This is a genomic window from Amycolatopsis thermophila (genome assembly GCF_030814215.1).
Taxonomy (GTDB): domain Bacteria; phylum Actinomycetota; class Actinomycetes; order Mycobacteriales; family Pseudonocardiaceae; genus Amycolatopsis_E; species Amycolatopsis_E thermophila.
This window is the reverse complement of sequence record NZ_JAUSUT010000001.1, coordinates 4,265,356-4,283,616: the sequence shown is the minus strand read 5'-3', so window position 1 is coordinate 4,283,616 and position 18,261 is coordinate 4,265,356. Positions and strand designations below refer to the sequence as shown.

The 18,261-nt window shown below is 71.9% G+C and carries 19 protein-coding genes; 11 read left to right on the top strand and 8 right to left on the bottom strand.

All coding sequences use genetic code 11. The features are described 5' to 3' along the window. Positions 1–15 precede the first annotated feature (15 nt). Positions 16–1,779 (bottom strand): DEAD/DEAH box helicase, encoded by a 1,764-nt coding sequence (locus FB470_RS20960; RefSeq protein WP_306994004.1) that lies wholly within the window; start codon positions 1,777–1,779, stop codon positions 16–18. A gap of 212 nt (positions 1,780–1,991) precedes the next feature. On the opposite strand from FB470_RS20960, the gene FB470_RS20955 reads away from it, so the two are divergent. Further along, a complete protein-coding gene (locus FB470_RS20955; RefSeq protein ID WP_306994002.1) occupies positions 1,992–3,086 on the top strand; it encodes a YihY/virulence factor BrkB family protein in 1,095 nt (364 codons plus the stop codon). Here the strand turns inward: FB470_RS20955 and FB470_RS20950 are convergent. After that, the gene (locus tag FB470_RS20950) at positions 3,047–3,301 is read right to left on the bottom strand and encodes a DUF3039 domain-containing protein (protein ID WP_094009025.1); all 255 of its coding nucleotides are present in this window, start codon (positions 3,299–3,301) and stop codon (positions 3,047–3,049) included. The genes FB470_RS20955 and FB470_RS20950 overlap by 40 nt on opposite strands. 75 nt (positions 3,302–3,376) lie before the next feature. On the opposite strand from FB470_RS20950, the gene FB470_RS20945 reads away from it, so the two are divergent. From FB470_RS20945 to FB470_RS20930, 4 genes are read left to right on the top strand one after another with little or no spacing between them, the layout of a single operon-like run. Beyond that, positions 3,377–3,757, top strand: a complete 381-nt coding sequence (locus FB470_RS20945; RefSeq protein WP_306993998.1) for a tautomerase family protein — start codon at positions 3,377–3,379, stop codon at positions 3,755–3,757. Positions 3,758–3,773: 16 nt separating this feature from the next. After that, a complete protein-coding gene (locus FB470_RS20940) occupies positions 3,774–4,283 on the top strand; it encodes a pyridoxamine 5'-phosphate oxidase family protein (RefSeq protein WP_306993996.1) in 510 nt (169 codons plus the stop codon). A gap of 12 nt (positions 4,284–4,295) precedes the next feature. Next, positions 4,296–5,207 (top strand): pseudouridine-5'-phosphate glycosidase, encoded by a 912-nt coding sequence (locus FB470_RS20935; protein ID WP_306993995.1) that lies wholly within the window; start codon positions 4,296–4,298, stop codon positions 5,205–5,207. Then, complete coding sequence (locus FB470_RS20930) at positions 5,204–6,070, top strand: carbohydrate kinase family protein (protein ID WP_306993993.1); 867 nt, start codon at positions 5,204–5,206, stop codon at positions 6,068–6,070. The genes FB470_RS20935 and FB470_RS20930 overlap by 4 nt, the downstream gene beginning before the upstream one ends. Positions 6,071–6,109: 39 nt before the next feature. Here FB470_RS20930 and FB470_RS20925 read toward each other — a convergent pair whose 3' ends face one another. From FB470_RS20925 to FB470_RS20910, 4 genes are all read right to left on the bottom strand, one after another. Then, on the bottom strand, positions 6,110–6,445 hold the full coding sequence (locus tag FB470_RS20925; RefSeq protein ID WP_306999401.1) for a DUF3099 domain-containing protein: 336 nt from the start codon (positions 6,443–6,445) through the stop codon (positions 6,110–6,112). Between the two features lie 207 nt (positions 6,446–6,652). Beyond that, positions 6,653–7,879, bottom strand: a complete 1,227-nt coding sequence (locus FB470_RS20920) for a cytochrome P450 (protein ID WP_306993992.1) — start codon at positions 7,877–7,879, stop codon at positions 6,653–6,655. 91 nt (positions 7,880–7,970) lie between these two features. Continuing rightward, entirely contained in the window at positions 7,971–8,516 is a 546-nt protein-coding gene (locus tag FB470_RS20915; protein ID WP_306993990.1) for a DinB family protein, read from the bottom strand. Beyond that, on the bottom strand, positions 8,513–9,796 hold the full coding sequence (locus FB470_RS20910) for an amidohydrolase (protein ID WP_306993988.1): 1,284 nt from the start codon (positions 9,794–9,796) through the stop codon (positions 8,513–8,515). The genes FB470_RS20915 and FB470_RS20910 overlap by 4 nt, the downstream gene beginning before the upstream one ends. A gap of 51 nt (positions 9,797–9,847) precedes the next feature. On the opposite strand from FB470_RS20910, the gene FB470_RS20905 reads away from it, so the two are divergent. From FB470_RS20905 to FB470_RS20890, 4 genes are all read left to right on the top strand, one after another. Beyond that, positions 9,848–11,332, top strand: coding sequence for a class I SAM-dependent methyltransferase (locus tag FB470_RS20905; protein WP_306993987.1), 1,485 nt, complete (start codon positions 9,848–9,850; stop codon positions 11,330–11,332). Beyond that, complete coding sequence (gene dtd, locus FB470_RS20900; protein WP_306993986.1) at positions 11,329–11,754, top strand: D-aminoacyl-tRNA deacylase; 426 nt, start codon at positions 11,329–11,331, stop codon at positions 11,752–11,754. The genes FB470_RS20905 and dtd overlap by 4 nt, the downstream gene beginning before the upstream one ends. Positions 11,755–11,998: 244 nt before the next feature. Next, positions 11,999–13,024, top strand: coding sequence for a sigma-70 family RNA polymerase sigma factor (locus tag FB470_RS20895; protein ID WP_306993985.1), 1,026 nt, complete (start codon positions 11,999–12,001; stop codon positions 13,022–13,024). A 371-nt stretch (positions 13,025–13,395) separates the two neighbouring features. Further along, a complete protein-coding gene (locus tag FB470_RS20890) occupies positions 13,396–15,066 on the top strand; it encodes a fumarate hydratase (protein WP_306993983.1) in 1,671 nt (556 codons plus the stop codon). Positions 15,067–15,114: 48 nt separating this feature from the next. Here the strand turns inward: FB470_RS20890 and FB470_RS20885 are convergent, their stop codons facing one another. Continuing rightward, positions 15,115–15,552 (bottom strand): SRPBCC family protein, encoded by a 438-nt coding sequence (locus tag FB470_RS20885; protein ID WP_306993981.1) that lies wholly within the window; start codon positions 15,550–15,552, stop codon positions 15,115–15,117. Between the two features lie 17 nt (positions 15,553–15,569). Continuing rightward, on the bottom strand, positions 15,570–16,082 hold the full coding sequence (locus FB470_RS20880) for a hypothetical protein (RefSeq protein ID WP_306993978.1): 513 nt from the start codon (positions 16,080–16,082) through the stop codon (positions 15,570–15,572). A gap of 58 nt (positions 16,083–16,140) precedes the next feature. On the opposite strand from FB470_RS20880, the gene FB470_RS20875 reads away from it, so the two are divergent. Both FB470_RS20875 and FB470_RS20870 read left to right on the top strand, forming a co-directional pair. Beyond that, positions 16,141–17,691 (top strand): hypothetical protein, encoded by a 1,551-nt coding sequence (locus FB470_RS20875; protein WP_306993976.1) that lies wholly within the window; start codon positions 16,141–16,143, stop codon positions 17,689–17,691. A 13-nt stretch (positions 17,692–17,704) separates the two neighbouring features. Beyond that, positions 17,705–18,220, top strand: coding sequence for a RipA family octameric membrane protein (locus FB470_RS20870; RefSeq protein WP_306993974.1), 516 nt, complete (start codon positions 17,705–17,707; stop codon positions 18,218–18,220). Positions 18,221–18,261: the final 41 nt, after the last annotated feature.

Sequence of the window (18,261 nt, the reverse complement as noted above, 5' to 3'; positions counted from 1 at the left end):
CGCACCGAGCGCGGCTCACCAGGAACGCAGGGTAGCGATCCGCTCCTCGAGCTGCTCCAGCGACGCCATCGCGGTGGGCGGGCCGCCGCACGCCCGGCGCAGCTCGTTGTGGATCGCGCCGTGCGGCTTGCGCGTGCGGTGGTGGTACATGCCGACCAGGGTGTTCAGCTCCTTGCGCAGCGCGGCGATCCGCTCGTTGACCGACTGCGGCTTCGGCGCTGGTGGCGGGACCGGCTCGTTGGCCGGCTTGCGGCGGTTGGCGTCGGCGAGCTGCTCCTCCTGCCGCTTGCGCAGCAGCGCCCGAACCTGGTCCGGCTCCAGCAGGCCGGGCAGGCCGAGGTACTCCTGCTCCTCCTCGCTGCCGGAGAACACCGCGGTCCCGAACGAGTTGCCGTCGTAGATCACCTGGTCCAGCTCGGCCGAGGCGCCCAGCGAGGTGAACGCCTTCTCCTCCTCGCCGGGCTCGTCCTCGGTGCGGTTGGCCTGCGCCAGCAGCTCGTCGTCCCAGCCGTCCTTCTCCCGGTGCGGCTTGCCGAGCACGTGGTCGCGCTGGGCCTCCAGCTCGCTGGCCAGCTCCAGCAGCACCGGCACGCTCGGCAGGAACACGCTCGCCGTCTCGCCCTTGCGCCGGGCCCGCACGAACCGGCCGATGGCCTGCGCGAAGAACAGCGGCGTGGACGCGCTCGTCGCGTAGACGCCGACGGCCAGGCGCGGCACGTCGACTCCCTCGGACACCATGCGCACCGCGACCAGCCAGCGGTCGGTGGACTCGGAGAACTCGCTGATCCGCGCCGTCGCCTTCGGGTCGTCGGAGAGCACCACCGTGGGCGCCTCACCGGTGATGCGGGCCAGGATCCTGGCGTAGGCGCGCGCGGACTCCTGGTCAGTGGCGATCACCAGGCCGCCGGCGTCCGGGATGCCGCCGCTGCGCAGCTGCTGCAGCCGCGTGTCGGCCGCCTGCAGGACCGACGGGATCCACTCGCCGCCCGGGTCGAGCGCGGTGCGCCACGCGCGGGCGGTCTGTTCGGCCGTCAGCGGCTCGCCCAGCCGCGCGGTGAACTCCTCCCCGGCGCTGGTGCGCCAGGACGCCTCGCCGCTGTAGGCGAGGAACACGACGGGGCGGACGACGCCGTCGGCGAGCGCGTCGGCGTAGCCGTAGGAGTGATCGGCCTTGCTGCGCAGCGAGCCGTCCCCGTCCGGCTCGTAGGTGACGAACGGGATGGGCGAGTCGTCGCTGCGGAACGGGGTCCCGGTCAGCGCCAGCCGCCGCACGGCCGGGGTGAACGCCTCGCGGATCGCGTCGCCCCAGCTCTTCGCATCACCCCCGTGGTGGATCTCGTCGAGGATGACCAGCGTCTTGCGGCCCTCGGTGCGCACGCGGTGCAGCGTCGGGTGGGCGGCGACCTGGGCGTAGGTCAGAGCCACGCCGCGGTAGTCGGCCGCGACGGCGCCCTGCCCGTTGCGGTAGTTCGAGTCGATGGGGATGCCGGCCATCGCGGCGGAGGCGGCCCACTGGTGCTTGAGGTGCTCGGTCGGGGTCACGATCGTGATCGACTCGACCGTGCGGTCGGACAGCAGCTCGGCGGCGATGCGCAGCCCGAACACCGTCTTCCCGGCGCCCGGGGTCGCGACGGCGAGGAAGTCCTGCGGCTTGGTGCTCAGGTACTTCGTCAGCGCGCGGCGCTGCCACGCCCGCAGCGGGCGGGCGGTGGAGTCGTGCTGGGGCTCGGGTGCGACGAAACCCTGACCGGTCCGATTACCCTGGGCCGTGTCCGACAAGGGATTCCTCCCCCTCCTCTCGCCGACGATGGAACGCGACATGCGAATGCCCCCACGGAACTGCCCGGCCGCGATGCCGGACGGGGGTGAGGGCGGCTCAACGGAGATTACCCGCACCCACCGACAACGGCCGCGAACGGCACGGCGGAGTTGAACACGCCACAGGGCTTGACAAGCCAAATCCCGCCCGTTCCGCCATGCTTGAGGGTGACATGACTCCACCGTCCAGCGAGCCCGCCGAGGGTGCAGCCCGCCGCAAGGGTCCGGCACGCCTGATCAGCCGCACCTTCAGCAAGGCGTGGGAAGGCAACATCTTCTCCGAGTCGGCCGAGGCGGCGTTCTGGCAGACGCTGTCGCTGCCGCCGCTGCTGCTCGGGCTGCTGGGCAGCCTGGGCTTCATGGGCGACTGGTTCGGCCCGGGGTTCGTGACCACGGTGCACGACCGGATCATCACCTTCGCCGACAAGATCTTCAGCGGCAACGTGGTCGGCCAGATCATCGAACCCACGGTCGACGACATCCTGACCATCGGCAAGGGTGAGATCGTCTCGGTGGGCTTCCTGATCTCGCTGTGGGCCGGTTCGTCGGCGATGTCGTCGTTCGTCGACGCGATCACCGTCGCGCACGACCAGTACGGCGTGCGCAACGAGGTGTGGCAACGGATCTTCGCGCTGCTGCTCTACCTGGCCAGCCTGATCCTGCTGGTCGTGGGCCTGCCGGTCATCGCGATCGGGCCGAACATCCTGATCGACTTCCTGCCGGACAGCTGGGCGCCGACGATCACGACGTGGATCAGCTGGCTCTACTACCCGGTGATCGGCGTCCTGCTGGTCCTCGCGGTGGCGACCCTGTACAAGCTGGCCCTGCCGCGACGGCTGCCGTGGCACCGCGGGCTGCCCGGCGCGGTGCTGGCGATGGTGATCTTCCTGCTCGCCAGCATCGGGCTGCGGATCTACCTGTCGTGGATCACCAGCACCGGCTACACCTACGGCGCGCTGGCCACGCCGATCGCGTTCCTGCTGTTCACGTTCTTCATCGGCATGGCCATCGTGGGCGGCGCCTACTTCAACTCCGCGATCCAGGAGCTGTGGCCGGCGAAGATGACCCGCCGCCAGCGCCGAAAGTGGCGGCGCCTGGAGATGGAGCGCGCGAAGGAGCGCATGCGTGACGACCACCCGTCACTGTGGGAGCGCACGACGCAGCCGCTGCGGAAGCCGCGCAAGCACGAGCAGCCACCCGCGTCCGGGGACGAGGGCGACCTCGCCGATCAGTCCTCGCCGTCGGGGCCGGGGCGCAAGCCCTCGTAGATCTCCTTGCAGGCCGGGCACACGGGCGAGCCGGGCTTGGGCGAGCGGGTGACGGGGAAGACCTCGCCGCACAGCGCCACCACGTACGTGCCCATGACCGCGCTCTCGGCGATCTTGTCCTTGCGCACGTAGTGGAAGACCTTCGGCTGATCGCTGTCGGTCTCCTCGGTCGACTCCGGGCGGGTGTCTACCTCGGGCAGCGTCGAAGTGCTCATGCCCCCATTTTGCCGCAGCCCCCGGCACGGGCGACACTCTGGCCTTCTGTACCTACTAGTATGTACAGTGCGGGCATGCCTCTCGTTCGCATCGACGCCCTGCCCACTCACGACGACAAGACGCTGGTGGCCCTCGGGGACGCGGTCCACCAGGCGATGACCGAGACGATCGACGTCCCCCACGACGACTTCTTCCAGATCATCACCCGGACGGACGGCCACCTCCGCTACGACCCGGCCTACCTGGGGATCCGGCGCGACGACGGGGTGGTGTTCATCAGCCTGACCATGCGCGTGGGCCGCACGTACGAGAAGAAGAAGGCGCTCTACGCGCGGATCGCCGAACTGGTGTCGCAACGCACCGGGATCGAGCCGCGCAACCTGCTGATCTGCGTGACCGAGAACCACGAGGCGGACTGGTCGTTCGGCGGGGGTGTGGCGCAGTATCTGGGGTGAAGGGGGTGATCCGCCGATGGCCGTTCCCCGCGCGTCCCGGCCGCACATGCCCGGCTACGGCACGCTCCCCGCGGACCAGGGCACCGGACTGCTGCCCTGGTCGTGGGCGGAGAACCGGCTGCGCGGCTCCCACGACTACTGGGTGGCGACGGTGTGGCCGGACGGGCGGCCGCACCTGATGCCGGTCTGGGCCGTGTGGCACGACGAGGCGCTGTGGTTCTCGTCGTCGAAGGCGGCCCGCAAGATCCGCAACCTGGAGGCCAACCCGGCCGTGACGATCTCCACCGACGACGCCCTCAACCCGGTGGTGGTCGAGGGTGTCGCCCGGGTCGTGCGGGACACCGTGTCCCGGCAGGCGTTCCTGGGCGCCCTGAACGCGAAGTACCGGACGGACTTCGGCCCGGACTTCCTCGACCCCGGCGTCAACGCGACCGTGCGGGTGCGCCCGCGGTGGGTGTTCGGCCTCGACGAACGGGACTTCGGCGGCTCGCCCACCCGCTGGGACTTCACCGGACGCCGTCGGTGAAGATGGTTCCCCGTGACCGGAACACCCCCGATAGCCCTCTCCGACGAGGTCGCCGACGCCGTCCACAGCGGCCGCGCGGTCGTCGCGCTGGAAAGCACCATCCTGTCCCACGGCCTGCCCCCGGGCCGCAACCTCGACGTCGCTGCCCGGTTGGAGGACACCGTCCGCGAGGCCGGTGCGGTGCCGGCCACGATCGCGGTGCTCGACGGCGTCCCGTACGCGGGCCTGTCCCGCGCCCAGCTGGAACGCGTGTGCGCCGCCGACGCCGGCCTGGACAAGCTCTCCCTGCGTGACCTCGGTCCCGCGGTCGGGCTCGGCCGCTCCGGCGCGACCACCGTGGCGAGCACGTCCGCGCTCGCGCACGCGGCCGGGATCGGCGTGTTCGCCACCGGCGGACTGGGCGGCGTGCACCTCGGCACCGGCGAGTCCTGGGACGTGTCGGCCGACCTGGGGGTGCTGGCGCGCGTCCCCGTGCTGGTCGTGTGCTCCGGGGTGAAGTCGGTGCTGGACATCGCCGCGACCCTGGAGGTGTTGGAGACCAACTCGGTGCCGGTCCTCGGATACGGCACCGCCGAGTTCCCCGCGTTCTACCGCCGGACGTCCGGTTTCCCGGTGCCGTGGCAGGTCGACGATCCGGCCGCGGCCGCGGCGGTGGTGGCCGCGCACCGGCGGTACGCGTCGTCGGGGGTGCTGCTGGCCAACCCGATCCCGGCCGCGGCCGAGATGGACGCCGAGCTGCACGACCGTCTGCTGGCCGAGGGGCTGGCGCTGCTGTCCGCGCGCGGCGTGCACGGCAAGGACGTGACCCCGGTGCTGCTCGAGCACTTCCACACCGCCAGTGGCGGCGCGAGCCTGGACGCCAACGAGGCGCTGGTCGTGGACAACGCGCGGGTCGCCGCCGAGGTCGCGGTGGAGCTCGCGTGACCGTCGTGGTGGTCGGGGACGCCGGGCTGGACGTGGTGGCCCGGCACGAGGGTCCGATCGTGTACGGCGGCGACTCGCGCTCGCGGGTGCGGCTGGCCGGTGGCGGCGCGGGCGCGAACACGGCGCTGTGGCTGGCCGCGGCCGGTGTCCCGACGACGCTGATCGCGCGCGTCGGCGACGACGCCGGCGGCCGCCTGATGCGGTCCGAGCTGGAGGCCGCGGGCGTGTCGTGCGCGTTCGCGGTCGACGCGTCCGCGCCCACGTGCTGTGTCGTGGTGCTGGTGGACGGCTCGGGTCAGCGGAGCATGCTGCCGGACCGGGGCGCCAACGGGCGGTTCTCGCCGGCGGACGTCGATCCGGCCGTGCTGGCCACGGCGGACCACCTGCACCTGTCCGGGTACGTGCTGCTCGACCCGTCGTCGCGGCCGGCCGGGCTGGCCGCGCTGGCGGCGGCGAAGGAGGCCGGGCTGACGACGTCGGTGGACCCGCAGGCTGCCGCGCTGATCACCGACCCGCGGGCGTTCCTGGACGACGTGCGCGGGACGGACCTGCTGATGCCCAACACCGCGGAACTGCAGGCGCTGACCGGTTCCGCCGAGCCCGCGTCGGCGAAGGCGTTGCTGGACGACGTCGGCGCCGTGGTCGTGACCGCCGGGCTCGACGGCGCGACGTGGGTGGACCGTTCGGGCGTGACCAGCGTACCCGCGCAGGACGCGGAGTGCGTGGACTCCACAGGCGCGGGCGATGCCTTCGACGCCGGCGTGCTGGCCGCCTGGTTGCGCCACGAGTCCACTGTGGACGTCCTGCGGACGGGCGTGCGGCTGGGCGCGCGGGCGGTGACGAAAGTGGGCGCACAGCCCTGAGTTCCGGCTCGGTGGGCGCGCCGCGCCCACCCGGCCGGCTCAGCCGTCGATGACGCGGTGTTCCCGGCGTTCGAGCGCCTTCGCGTTGCGGTGGTAGCGGCTGACCTTCTCCGACTTGCGCGGGGGACGGTCGTTGGCGATCAGCACCGCGACCCACGGCAGCGGGATCGAGACGACGATGAACAGCAGCGCGAGCCACCAGGTGTGGTAGAAGAGGCCGGCCAGCACCAGGCACGGGAACCGCATGCCCATCATCAGCATGTACTTGCGCTTGCGGGCCGCGTGCTCGTCCTCGTAGGAAGGGGCGGCTTCGGTGATGAGAACGGGGGTGTCCTCGTCTCCGGTGCCCCGGGGGGACCTGTTCACCGCGACCACCTCCTGTGCTGTCCATGCTGCCACTTCGCCCGCACCGGCGACACTCGGGTGGGGATAAATCGCTCAGGCGTTCGCCGAGGTGGACGACGACGTCGTCGCGCCGGGTGCGGGCGTAGACCTTGACCTGGTCGGCGGGCCGGTCCGGCACGGGCAGGGGCGCCCTCGCCGATCCGCAGCCCGGCCGCGCCGCCGTCGGGCCGGGCGGGCCTACTGCGCGGTGCCGGTCCAGGTGACCGGGAGCTCGTGGACGCCGTAGATGTTCATGTCGGTCCGGAGCTTGACCTCGTCGGCGGGCACGGCGAGTTCGAGGTTCGGGAAGCGGCGCAGCAGCGCCTGGAAACCGGCGCGCATCTCGATGCGGGCGAGCTGCTGGCCGAGGCACTGGTGCACGCCGTGGCCGAACCCCACGTGGCCGCGAGCCGTGCGGTGGATGTCCAGCTCGTCCGGGTTGTCGAACCGCTGGGGGTCGCGGTTGGCGGCCAGCAGGGAGACGACGACGGTCGAGCCCTTGGTGATCGTCTCGCCGCCGAGCTCGAGGTCGTCGGTGGCGTAGCGGTAGAAGATGTCGGCGACGGACAGGTAGCGCATGAGTTCCTCGACGGCGCCGGGCATCAGCTCCGGGTCGTCGCGCAGTTCGGCCAGCTGGTCCGGGTGCTCCAGCAGCGCGAACGTGCCCAGCGACAGCATGTTGGCCGTGGTCTCGTGTCCCGCGAGCAGCAGCAGGAAGGCAGCCCCGGTCAGCTCCTCGACGGTGAGGTCGTCGTGGCGGGCCAGGTCGGACAGGATGTCCTCGCCCGGGTCGGCGCGCTTGGCCGTGACCAGTTCGGCCAGGTAGGTGTTCAGCGCGACGTAGGCACCCATCTTCTCCTCGAGCGACTGCTCCCGGACCATGAACCGGGCCGAGTCGGCCTGGAAGGTGTCCCGGTCGGCGTAGGGCACGCCGAGCAGTTCGCAGATCACCAGCGACGGCACCGGGAGTGCGAACTCCTCGACCAGGTCGACCGGCGGGGTCAGGCCCGCCAGGTGGTCCAGTTGCCGCTCGACGATCTCGGCGATGTGCTCCTCGAGCGCCTTCATCCGCTTGACGGTGAACGCGCCGGTCAGCCTGCGCCGGAGCCTGCTGTGGTCCGGCGGGTCCATCGCGATGAACATGCCGGGGATCTGCGGGGACGGTTCGGTGGCGGCGGGCATGCCGGGGGTCTCGTACGGCACGTGGACGACGCCGAGGTCCAGGCGCGAGCTGAACCGGGTGTCGGCCATGAGCTGCCGGACCGCTTCATAGCCGGTGACGAGCCAGCCCTCGTGACCGTCGGGGAAGACCAGCGGGCTGACCGGGCGGGCTTCGCGCAACCGGGTGATCTCGCGGGGCGGGTCGAAGGGACCGGCGTCGCGCTCCACGGGGAGGCCGTGCGGGATGTCGGCCGTTGCGCTCATTCTGGAGTTCCTTTCGTGGCGGTGTGTTGTCACCACGATCTCCGGCTCGCCTGACACGGCCCTGACACCGCTCTGACACCGGAGGCCGCCGTCAGTACCCGGTGGCCCCGTCGATCCGTTCTCGCAGCAGGTCGGCGTGGCCGTTGTGGCGCGCGTACTCGGCGAGCAGGTGCACGATGATGCGCCGCAGCGAGATCGGCTCGCCGGACGCCGCGTGCACGCCCGTGACGTCCAGCGAGGGCGCGTCGGCCACGATCCGCCGCGACACCTCGCATTCGGCGCGCCACACCGCCAGCGCCTCCGCCGGATCGCCGTCCAGCCGCTCGAAGTCCTGGTCCGGATCGTCGTCGGAGTAGTACAGGTGGGGCACGTCCTCGCCGCGGAACTGGATGCGAAACCACCACCGCTCGACGCCCGCGAGGTGGCGCGCCAGTCCGTGCAGGCTCAGGCCCGAGGGCGGGACGGGCTTGCCGGACAGGCGATCCGCCGGCACCCCGGCGCACTTGAGTTCGAAGGTCTGCCGGTGCCAGTCCAGGTAGGCGGTGAGGATCTCGCGCTCGTCACCGGTCTTCGGCAGGGGCGGGCGCGTGTCGCCGGACCACGGCAGCGCGTAGTTGGCGGCGGGTATCTCGGTCATGCGGCGAGCGTGCCACCGCCCACCGACAAGAACGTGAGGGCGGCCACGACCAGTGTCTCCACCCCGGCCCGCAGCGTCGGGTGCAGGACGGGCGCGAAGTGCGGCGAATGGTTCGACGGCACGTCCCGCTCGAACCGCCCGTCCGCCATCGCGCGCAGGACCGTGTCCTGGTCCAGCCCGCCGACCAGCCAGAACACCGACTTCGCCCCGGCCGCGCGGCCGAACTCGCCGAAGTCCTCGCTGCCGGTGACCAGCGGCGCCTCCAGCACTCGCCCGTCGCCGAAGTGCCCGGTGAACGCGGCGGTGAGGGTCCCGTTCGCGCCGTCGTCGTTGGCGGTCACCGGGAAGGTCGCGATCGGCCTGATCTCCGGCTCGCGGGGCGCGCCCGCAGCCGCCGCCTCGCCGTGGACGATCCGCTCGATCGCGGCCAGCACCCGGCGGCGGACCTGCTCGTCGAAGGTCCGGACGTTGACCTCGAGCACCGCCTCGTCGGCGATCACGTTGTGCGCCGTGCCCACGTGCATCGCCCCGACCGTGACGACGGCCTGCTCGGTGGCCGCGATCTCGCGCGACACGATCGTCTGCAACCGCATCACCACCGACGCGGCCAGCACCGCCGGGTCGACCGTCGTCTCCGGGCGCGAGCCGTGCCCGCCGCGGCCGTGCAGCACGACCCGCAGCGCGTCGGTCGCCGCCATCAGCACCCCCGGCCGGGTCAGCACCCAGCCGGCCGGCCCGGGCGCGACGTGCTGGCCCAGCACCACCTCGGGCGTGCCGGTGAAGTCGAACAGGCCGTCGCGCACCATGGCCTCGGCGCCCTCGCCGGCCTCCTCACCGGGCTGGAAGACCACGGCGAGCGTGCCCGACCAGGCGTCCCGCCGCGACGCCAGCAGCCGGGCCGCGCCGTCGAGCCAGGTGGCGTGCATGTCGTGGCCGCACGCGTGCATCACCGGGACCTCGTCGCCGTCGGGGCCGGGCGCGCGCACCGCGCTCGCGTACGGCAATCCGGTCTTCTCCGCCACCGGCAGCGCGTCGATGTCCGCGCGCAGCATCACGACCGGGCCGTCGCCGTTGCGCAGCACCCCCGCCACGCCGGTCCCGCCGATCCCCGTGCGCACGTCGTAACCGGCCTCGCGCAGGCGGCCGGCGAGCGCCGCCGCGGTGCGGTGCTCGGCGAAGGACAGCTCGGGGTGCCGGTGCAGGTCGACGTACAGCTCCTCGAGGTCCGGCAGCAGCGGGTCGAGCCCGGCGAGCACCGTCTCCAGGTCCGTGGTCGTCATGCCGCCCATCACAGCACAGCGCCGGCACCCGGCGTGGGAGGATTACCGGCCGTGAGCATTCCCCGGTTCTCCGACGACTTCCTGGCCCGGCTGCGCGAGGCGTTCCGGCGCACCGGCTACGACGCCGACGGCGTGGTCGGTGCGCTCGGCGGGGCCGCGCACGCGGCGCTGGGGCGCGGCGAGCCCGAACTGGCCTTCCGGGCCAGCGCGGACGCCGGCGAACTCGGCACGCTCATCCGCCTGTTCCTGCTCGGCGCCGCGGAACCGGAGGCCGCGGTGCGCGCGGCGCTGGCGCCCGTCCCGCTCGCCGACGCGCTGGCGGCCGGGCTCCTGCGCGGCGGGCCGGACCGGCTGCGCGCCGGCCTGGACGTCCGCCCGCACGGCGACGAGCAGGGGTCGTGGTGGGTGGTGTCGGACCTGGACTCCGACGCACTCGGCACGGAGGTACCGCCGGAGCACGTGCTCGGCGTCGGGCACGCGTCGCTCAGCCTGATCCGCGCCACCACCCGGCGGCCCGTGGGCACCCTGCTGGACCTGGGCACGGGCAACGGCGTCCAGGCGCTGCACGCGACCCGGCACGCGCGGCGCGTGACGGCGACCGACGTGTCGGAACGGGCGCTGGCACTGGCGGACGCGACGTTCCGCCTCAACGAGCTGGACGTCGAACTGGTGCGGGGCGAGTGGTTCGCGCCGGTCGCGCGCCGCCGGTTCGACCAGATCGTGTGCAACCCCCCGTTCGTGGTGGGCCCGCCGCGCGTCGACTACACCTACCGGGACTCCGGCCTGGGCGGCGACGACGCGAGCGCGCTGGTGGTCCGGCAGCTGCCCGGTTTCCTGAGCGAAGGCGGCACCGGCCAGCTGCTCGCGTCCTGGCTGCACGTGGACGGCGAGGACTGGGCCGACCGGGTGACCCGCTGGCTGCCCAAGGGCACCGACGCGTGGTTCGTGCAGCGCGACGTCGCCGACCCCGGCCTGTACGTCGGCACCTGGCTGCGGGACGCGGGGATCGATCCCCGCTCCGACCGTGGCCGGGCCAAGGCCGCCGACTGGCTCGACTGGTTCGCCGAGCACAAGGTCCAGGGCGTCGGCTTCGGGTTCGTCACCCTGCGTCGGACCGGCGCCGGCCACCCGACCGTGGTGTGCGAGGACCTGCGCCAGGCCTACGACGACCCGCTGGGCCCGGAGGCGGGCGCGTGGCTGGACCGGGTGGACTGGCTGCGCGACCACGGCCACGAGCTGCTGGACACGCGGTTCCGGGTGCCGGAGACGGTGCTGCTGGAGCGGGTGTCCGCGCCTGGCGACGAGGGCTGGGACACCACGGTGCTGCGCCTGCACCGCTCGGACGGGCCGGGGTGGCAGCACGAGGTCGACGAACCGGTCGCCGCGCTGCTGGCCGGGTGCCGGGGCGCGCTGCCGCTGTCGGACCTGCTGTCGCTGCTGGCCGCCGGGCACGGGCTGGACGAGGAGGCGCTGACCGAGGGCGCGCTGCCGCTGGTGCGTGAACTGGTGCGGCACGGCTTCCTGGAGGCGGTGTGAGGGCCGTCGCGGCGCGGGTGACGGAGGCGAGCGTCACCGTCGAGGACGAGGTCGTCGGCGCGATCGCGGAGCCCGGGCTGCTGGTCCTGCTGGGCGTGCACGTCTCGGACACCGAGGACAAAGCGGTCACCATGGCGCGCAAGCTGCACGAGCTGCGCATCCTGCGCGACGAGGAGTCGTGCGCCACCGCGGACGCCCCGCTGCTGGTGGTGAGCCAATTCACGCTGTACGGCGACACCCGCAAAGGTCGCCGTCCATCGTGGACGCAGGCGGCGCGCCCGGATGCCGCGCTGGCCCTGTTCGACCGCGTGGTCGCGGAGCTGCGCAACCGCGGAGCCCGTGTGGCGACGGGGAAATTCGGCGCCGCCATGGCGGTGCACAGCGTCAACGACGGACCGTTCACGGTCCTCGTCGAGGTCTAGACCACATCCGGCAGGATCGGGCTTCTCAGCAAAACCTCAGCTTTGGTCGAGCAACCCGGTCCGGTATTCCCCCGTCCTGAAGTCGAGAACGCGGGAACGTTTTGGCAACAGCCGGCGTTGGAACCAGTGTCCAGCCGACGAGCTGGGCTCCGCGGGGGTGGAGCACTCCACAGGATCCACCCACGCGGCGCAGGAGCCGGTGTGACGCACCGAACGTGTCCGCCCGTGACCGGGGAGGCAGAACATGTCAGTACAGACTCTCGAGCGCCCGACTCGTGAGGTCCCCGAGCCCGAAACCGAGCCCGTCGAGACCAGCGTACGCCCTTCGCCGAACCTCGATGCGGATCTCGACGCCCAGGGCCCGGCCGCGGACCTCGTGCGGGTCTACCTCAACGGGATCGGCAAGACCGCGCTGCTGTCCGCCGCCGACGAGGTCGAGCTCGCCAAGCGCATCGAGGCCGGGGTGTTCGCGCAGCACATGCTCGACACCACGCCGAAGCTGAGCCCGCAGCGGCGCAAGGAGCTGCAGGCGCTCGTGCGCGACGGCCACCGGGCGAAGAACCACCTGCTGGAGGCCAACCTCCGGCTGGTCGTGTCGCTGGCCAAGCGCTACACGGGACGGGGGATGCCGCTGCTCGACCTGATCCAGGAGGGGAACCTGGGTCTGATCCGCGCGGTGGAGAAGTTCGACTACTCCAAGGGGTTCAAGTTCTCGACGTACGCGACGTGGTGGATCCGCCAGGCCATCACCCGCGGCATGGCCGACCAGGGCCGCACCATCCGGCTGCCCGTGCACCTCGTGGAGCAGGTCAACAAGCTGGCCCGCATCAAGCGCGACCTGCACCAGCAGCTCGGCCGTGAGGCCACCAACGAGGAGCTGGCCGCCGAGTCCGGCATCCCGGCCGAGAAGGTCGCCGACCTGCTCGACCACGCCCGCGACCCGGTGAGCCTGGACATGCCGGTCGGCACCGACGAGGACGCCCCGCTGGGCGACTTCATCGAGGACTCCGAGGCCACCGACGCCGAGAGCGCCGTGATCTCGGGCCTGCTGCAGGACGACCTGCGCCGCGTGCTGGCCACGCTCGACGAGCGCGAGCAGCAGGTCATCCGGATGCGCTACGGCCTCGACGACGGCCAGCCGCGCACGCTGGACCAGATCGGCAAGCACTTCGGGCTGTCCCGCGAGCGGGTCCGCCAGATCGAACGCGAGGTCATGTCGAAGCTGCGCCAGGGCGAGCGGGCCGAGCGCCTGCGCGCCTACGCCAGCTGACGGGTTTCCGGACACGGCCGGGGGAACACCAGGGCCATCCCGCAACGCGGGGTGGCCCTGTCCGGCGTTCACGAACAACCCGATCGGCCGCGTTGACGTATGACGTAGGTCACGTCACCGTGGAAGCAACGGTTTGTGGGTTTTTCACGTCCTTCGGACGGTGACTTCGCGGCGGGTGCCTTGTGCTCCCGGCCGCTTGCCCCGGAAGGTCGGGTCCGTCGGGGTGGGCCCGGCCTTCCGACTTTTCGGGGGCGGCCCGGAGTTGCCCGGGATCACGGTCTCCCGCAGCGAGGTGCGCGCCACACCTCTACGTGGGCAAGCACGCGCAGGCGGTAACGTCAAGGGCCCGAATTGCCTGCAAGGGAGCCCGAGTGACCACCACCACCTTCCAGTACACCGACGTGCTGCCGCTCGGCCCGGATCACGAGACCGAGTACCGTCTCGTGACCGCCGAGGGGGTCCGGGTAGTCGAGGCCGCCGGACGGAAGTTCCTGGAAGTCGAACCCGCCGCGCTGACCGAGCTCGCCCGCACCGCCATCACCGACATCCAGCACCTGCTGCGCTCGTCGCACCTGGCGCAGCTGCGCGCGATCGTCGACGACCCCGAGGCCAGCGGCAACGACCGGTTCGTCGCCATGGACCTGCTCCGCAACGCGGCCATCTCGGCGGGCGGCGTGCTGCCCATGTGCCAGGACACCGGCACCGCGATCGTCATCGGCAAGCGCAGCGAGGGCGTCCTGACCGGCGGCAACGACGAAGAGGCGCTGGCGCGCGGCATCTTCGACGCCTACCAGCAGCTCAACCTGCGCTACTCGCAGATGGCGCCGGTCAGCTTCTGGGACGAGAAGAACACCGGCACCAACCTGCCGGCGCAGATCGAGCTGTTCCACAAGGACAACACAGCCGGCAGCGACGATCCAACCTACGAGTTCCTGTTCATGGCCAAGGGCGGCGGCTCGGCCAACAAGACGTTCCTCTACCAGGAGACCAAGGCCGTCCTGAACCCCAAGCGGCTGGCGAAGTTCCTGGACGAGAAGCTGCGCAGCCTCGGCACCGCGGCCTGCCCGCCCTACCACCTGGCGATCGTGGTCGGCGGCATGTCCGCCGAGTACAACCTCAAGGTCGCCAAGCTCGCCTCGGCCCGCTACCTGGACAACCTGCCGCGCGAGGGGTCGCCGCTGGGCCACGGCTTCCGGGACACCGACCTCGAGCAGCAGGTGCTGGAGATGACCCGGCAGTTCGGCATCGGCGCGCAGTTCGGCGGCAAGTACTTCTGCCACGACGTGCGCGTGATCCGCCTGCCCCGGCACGGCGCGTCCTGCCCGGTCGGCATCGCCGTGTCCTGCTCGGCGGACCGCCAGGCCAAGGCGAAGATCACCGCGGACGGCATCTTCATCGAGCAGCTCGAGCGCGACCCGGCCCGCTTCCTGCCGGACGTCACCACCGACGACCTGTCCGACGAGGTCGTGCAGGTCGACCTGAACCGGCCGATGGACGAGATCCGCGCGCAGCTGTCGTCGCTGCCCGTCAAGACCCGGCTGTCGCTCACCGGCCCGCTGGTCGTGGCCCGCGACATCGCGCACGCCAAGATCGCGGAACGGCTCGAGGCCGGCGAGGAGATGCCGCAGTACCTGCGCGACCACCCGGTCTACTACGCGGGGCCGGCCAAGACCCCGGACGGCTACGCGTCGGGCTCGTTCGGCCCCACCACCGCCGGGCGCATGGACTCCTACGTCGCGCAGTTCCAGGCCGCCGGCGGCTCGCTGGTCATGCTGGCCAAGGGCAACCGCTCCCAGCAGGTCACCGCGTCCTGCCGGCAGCACGGCGGGTTCTACCTGGGCTCGATCGGTGGCCCGGCGGCGCGGCTGGCGCAGGACTGCATCAAGAAGGTCGACGTGCTCGAGTACCCCGAGCTCGGCATGGAAGCGGTGTGGAAGATCGAGGTCGAGGACTTCCCGGCGTTCATCGTCATCGACGACAAGGGCAACGACTTCTTCGCCGAGACGTCGGAGCCGGTGCTGCAGATCAGCTTCCGCTCCTGACCGAGCGCGGAAGGGGGCGCCACCCGCGACGGGGGCGCCCCCTTCTCGTCACGCCTGGAACAGCTTGACCATCCGGTCGAGCGTCTTGTCGATGGCCTGCTTGTTCTTGCGCGGGAAGAAGCTCAGGTCGATCAGCAGCGGGATCCGCGCGGTCGACCAGTCGAAGGTCTCGGTGACGTCGGTGGATCCGTCGTCCCGCGGCTCGAGCTGCCAGCGCCAGCGGTGGCCGTTGAAGTGCCGCCAGGCGATCAGGCGGTTCTCCTCGAACTCGACGACCGTGTTGAGGATCTTGTAGGACGCGCCCATCTTCATGTCCATGCCGAAACGGGCTCCGAGCGACAGGCGCTCCGGGCCGCCGTCCTGTGCGGCGAGCACCGTGCCGGAACCGTCGATCAGCGGGTGCTTCGACGGGTCCGCGAGCAGCTCGAAGATCTTCTCCGGCGGCGCGGCGACGGTGCGCGTGGCCGAGACCTGGCGTTTCTTCATGCGGCGGATACTACCGGTCAGTAACCTCGCTTGACGGACTTGAGCACGACGGTCCGCTCGCCCAGGGGATCGGACAGCGTCGCCGACACCACCGGGTAGCGGATGTCCATGGTGCACATCTGCCCGGCCAGGTTGCTCCTGCTCTCCACCAGGTCGACCACGACCTGCTGGGCGTTCTGCTCGGCGACCTCGGCGGCGGCGCGCCCGCACCCGCCCTCCTCGGCGCGGATGAACAGCTGCCTGCCGTCGGCGCTGACGAACACCTCGCGCGGGAAGTCGGACGGCAGCGCCGCCGAGTCGACGCGGCTCGCCGGCACCGGGGTGGTGTCGGCGGGCGGTTGCATCTGCCGCGGCCCGCCGGGCATGACGGGCGGTAGCTCGGTGGCCGGGATGGTCGGCGCGGTGGGAGCGGCTTCGCTGCTGGACGGCGCTCCCCCGGACCCCGGCTGGACGCCGCCGCCCTGCTCGCCGCAGGCCGTGGCCGCCAGCAGGACGAGGCCCAGCCCGCACATCGTTGCTTTCCACCTCATGTGCCCAGGACGGAAAAGACCTGCCGCGGGGTTGCACCGCGTGGGATAGTGATCAGCTATGGGGGATCACTGGGCGGGGACCGGGTTCGACCGGGCCGGGGTGACCGAGTCCGCGCTGGAGCGGTGGCGGGAGTTCCGCTCGGGCGCGCCGGGGGCGGAAGGTGACCGGCGCTTCCACGACTGGCTCTTCGGCGAGGAGTTCACCCGCGTCGTGGACGCCGACGGGCACGCCCTGTTCCTGTTCGAGGTCGCCATCGGCCTGGCCGAGCGAGGGATGACGGCCGAGGCGTTCGTGATCCTGCGGTGGCTGGGTGAGCATTTCGTCCGCCACCCGGATCCCGGCGTGGTGTGCCGCATGCTCCGCACGCTCACCGAGGACTGCACCGCACTGGGCGTGCGGGACCGGCAGGACAACGAGCGAGCCCGGCACACGCTGCGCGCGGTTCTCGACGCGGCCGCCCCGGTCAACCACGTCGAGGTCGACCGGGCGTTGTGCCTGGTGCACGTCCACGTCGCCTACCTGCGTGGCGAGGCCGTCGCGCCGCCTGAGAACAAGGTGCCCGAGGTGCGGCGGCTGTGGCAGGAGGTCGCGTCGCGCTGGGCCGCGAGCACGGACCCGGAACTGCGCGGGCGGGTCGCCCAGGCGCTGACGAACGCGGGCTTCGCGGCCCTCCAGGACGGCGACGAGCCGGCGGCGCGGGAGTCGTTCGCCGAGGTCGCGGCCCGTTTCGCCGGCGTGCGTCCGGAGCCGGGCACCGAGCTGGAGCGGTACCTGGCCGTCTCCCGGCACGCTCCGGACCTGCTCGACCGGTTGCGCATCGGCGAACCGGAGTTCCAGCTCCGCTACCTGGAGCGGCAGCGCCACTGGCATCCGGACAGCGGGATGGACACCATCGTCGGACTGGCCCGGCAGGCGCACGTCCGCTCCGCGGGCACGGTGCGCAGCTGGGTGTGCTCAGGGCAGCCGTTCGTCCTGCTGCTGCGCAACTTCGAACTCACCGAACGGTCGGGGGTGTCCGATTCTCCCCTCGTGCGTGACGAGGAGGGCGGCGACCACGTCCAGATCTTCACCCACCGCAAGTCCGAGCGCGTGCTGACCGAGCTGGCCGGCGGGGTGCCGCTGGTGCAGGTCGCGAGCACGACCGCGGGCGAGCTGGAGGTCAACAACTGGCCGGGCACGTTCGTCGCCCCGAACCGGCTGTACCTGCCCGGCGCGTCGTGGTTCGAGACCGTGCGCCGCCTGATCGCGGTGGCGGACCAGGTCATCGTGTGGGCCGAGGAGCTGACGCCGTCCCTGCGCCGGGAACTCGGCGAGCTGGTGGCCCGCGGCCGCACCGGGGACACGCTCATCCTGCTGGAGAAGGCCGACACCGACCCGTTCGCCCAGATCTACCTGCCCCGGCCTGGGGGCGAACCGCTGACCGCCGATCACCCGGTGCTGGCGGATTTCCCGCACCGGCTCGACGGCGGGACCCTCGACGGCTCGACCGTGCGGGAGTGCCCGCCGTTGATGCGGCTGGTGGAGCGGCTGCACGACGCGGGGCGGGAACCGATCGCGTCGCGGCTGGACCGGACCCGGGCCCGCCTGGACGCGGCGCGGCACCAGTGACCATGATCGGGGCATGACCGAACTCAGCGCGAAGCTGTGGAACGAGGCCGTGCGCCCGCGGGACTACGCGCCCGAGGGCGAGAAGTACCAGACGGCGGTGCTGGAGCAGTACAAGATCTGCGTGGAGATGGCCGACCGGGTCAGCGCCCGGCGCAACCTCACCAACACCTTCTTCCTGACGGTCAACACCGCGGTCGGCGCGGCCTTCGTCGGTCTGGCGGGAGGTTCGAAGCTCACCGGCGCCCCGGTGTGGGTGCTCGTGGTCGGGCTGGTGATCCTGCTCGGCGAGTGCGTCGCGTGGCTGGTCATCGTGCGGTCCTACCGGCAGCTCAACTCGGCGAAGTACGCGGTGATCGGCGCGCTCGAGGAGCGGCTGCCGGCCTACGCCTACTCGCGCGCGGAGTGGACCGCGCTCGGCGAGGGCAAGGACTGGCGCCGGTACGTCCCGCTCTCACACATCGAGCAGTGGATACCGGTCATCTTCGCGCTCACCTACGTTCTCGTCGTGGTCGCGCTCGCGGTCATCTGAGCCGGGCAGGATGCCGACGTGGCGGAGTTGACGCGGCGGCT

Coding starts and splice junctions, on each gene's coding strand:
- FB470_RS20955 (WP_306994002.1), top strand. CDS start 1,992: ATGACTCCACCGTCCAGCGAGCCCGCCGAGGGTGCAGCCCGCCGCAAG.
- FB470_RS20950 (WP_094009025.1), bottom strand. CDS start 3,301: ATGAGCACTTCGACGCTGCCCGAGGTAGACACCCGCCCGGAGTCGACC.
- FB470_RS20945 (WP_306993998.1), top strand. CDS start 3,377: ATGCCTCTCGTTCGCATCGACGCCCTGCCCACTCACGACGACAAGACG.
- FB470_RS20940 (WP_306993996.1), top strand. CDS start 3,774: ATGGCCGTTCCCCGCGCGTCCCGGCCGCACATGCCCGGCTACGGCACG.
- FB470_RS20920 (WP_306993992.1), bottom strand. CDS start 7,879: ATGAGCGCAACGGCCGACATCCCGCACGGCCTCCCCGTGGAGCGCGAC.
- FB470_RS20915 (WP_306993990.1), bottom strand. CDS start 8,516: ATGACCGAGATACCCGCCGCCAACTACGCGCTGCCGTGGTCCGGCGAC.
- FB470_RS20910 (WP_306993988.1), bottom strand. CDS start 9,796: ATGACGACCACGGACCTGGAGACGGTGCTCGCCGGGCTCGACCCGCTG.
- FB470_RS20895 (WP_306993985.1), top strand. CDS start 11,999: ATGTCAGTACAGACTCTCGAGCGCCCGACTCGTGAGGTCCCCGAGCCC.
- FB470_RS20885 (WP_306993981.1), bottom strand. CDS start 15,552: ATGAAGAAACGCCAGGTCTCGGCCACGCGCACCGTCGCCGCGCCGCCG.
- FB470_RS20880 (WP_306993978.1), bottom strand. CDS start 16,082: ATGAGGTGGAAAGCAACGATGTGCGGGCTGGGCCTCGTCCTGCTGGCG.
- FB470_RS20875 (WP_306993976.1), top strand. CDS start 16,141: ATGGGGGATCACTGGGCGGGGACCGGGTTCGACCGGGCCGGGGTGACC.
- FB470_RS20870 (WP_306993974.1), top strand. CDS start 17,705: ATGACCGAACTCAGCGCGAAGCTGTGGAACGAGGCCGTGCGCCCGCGG.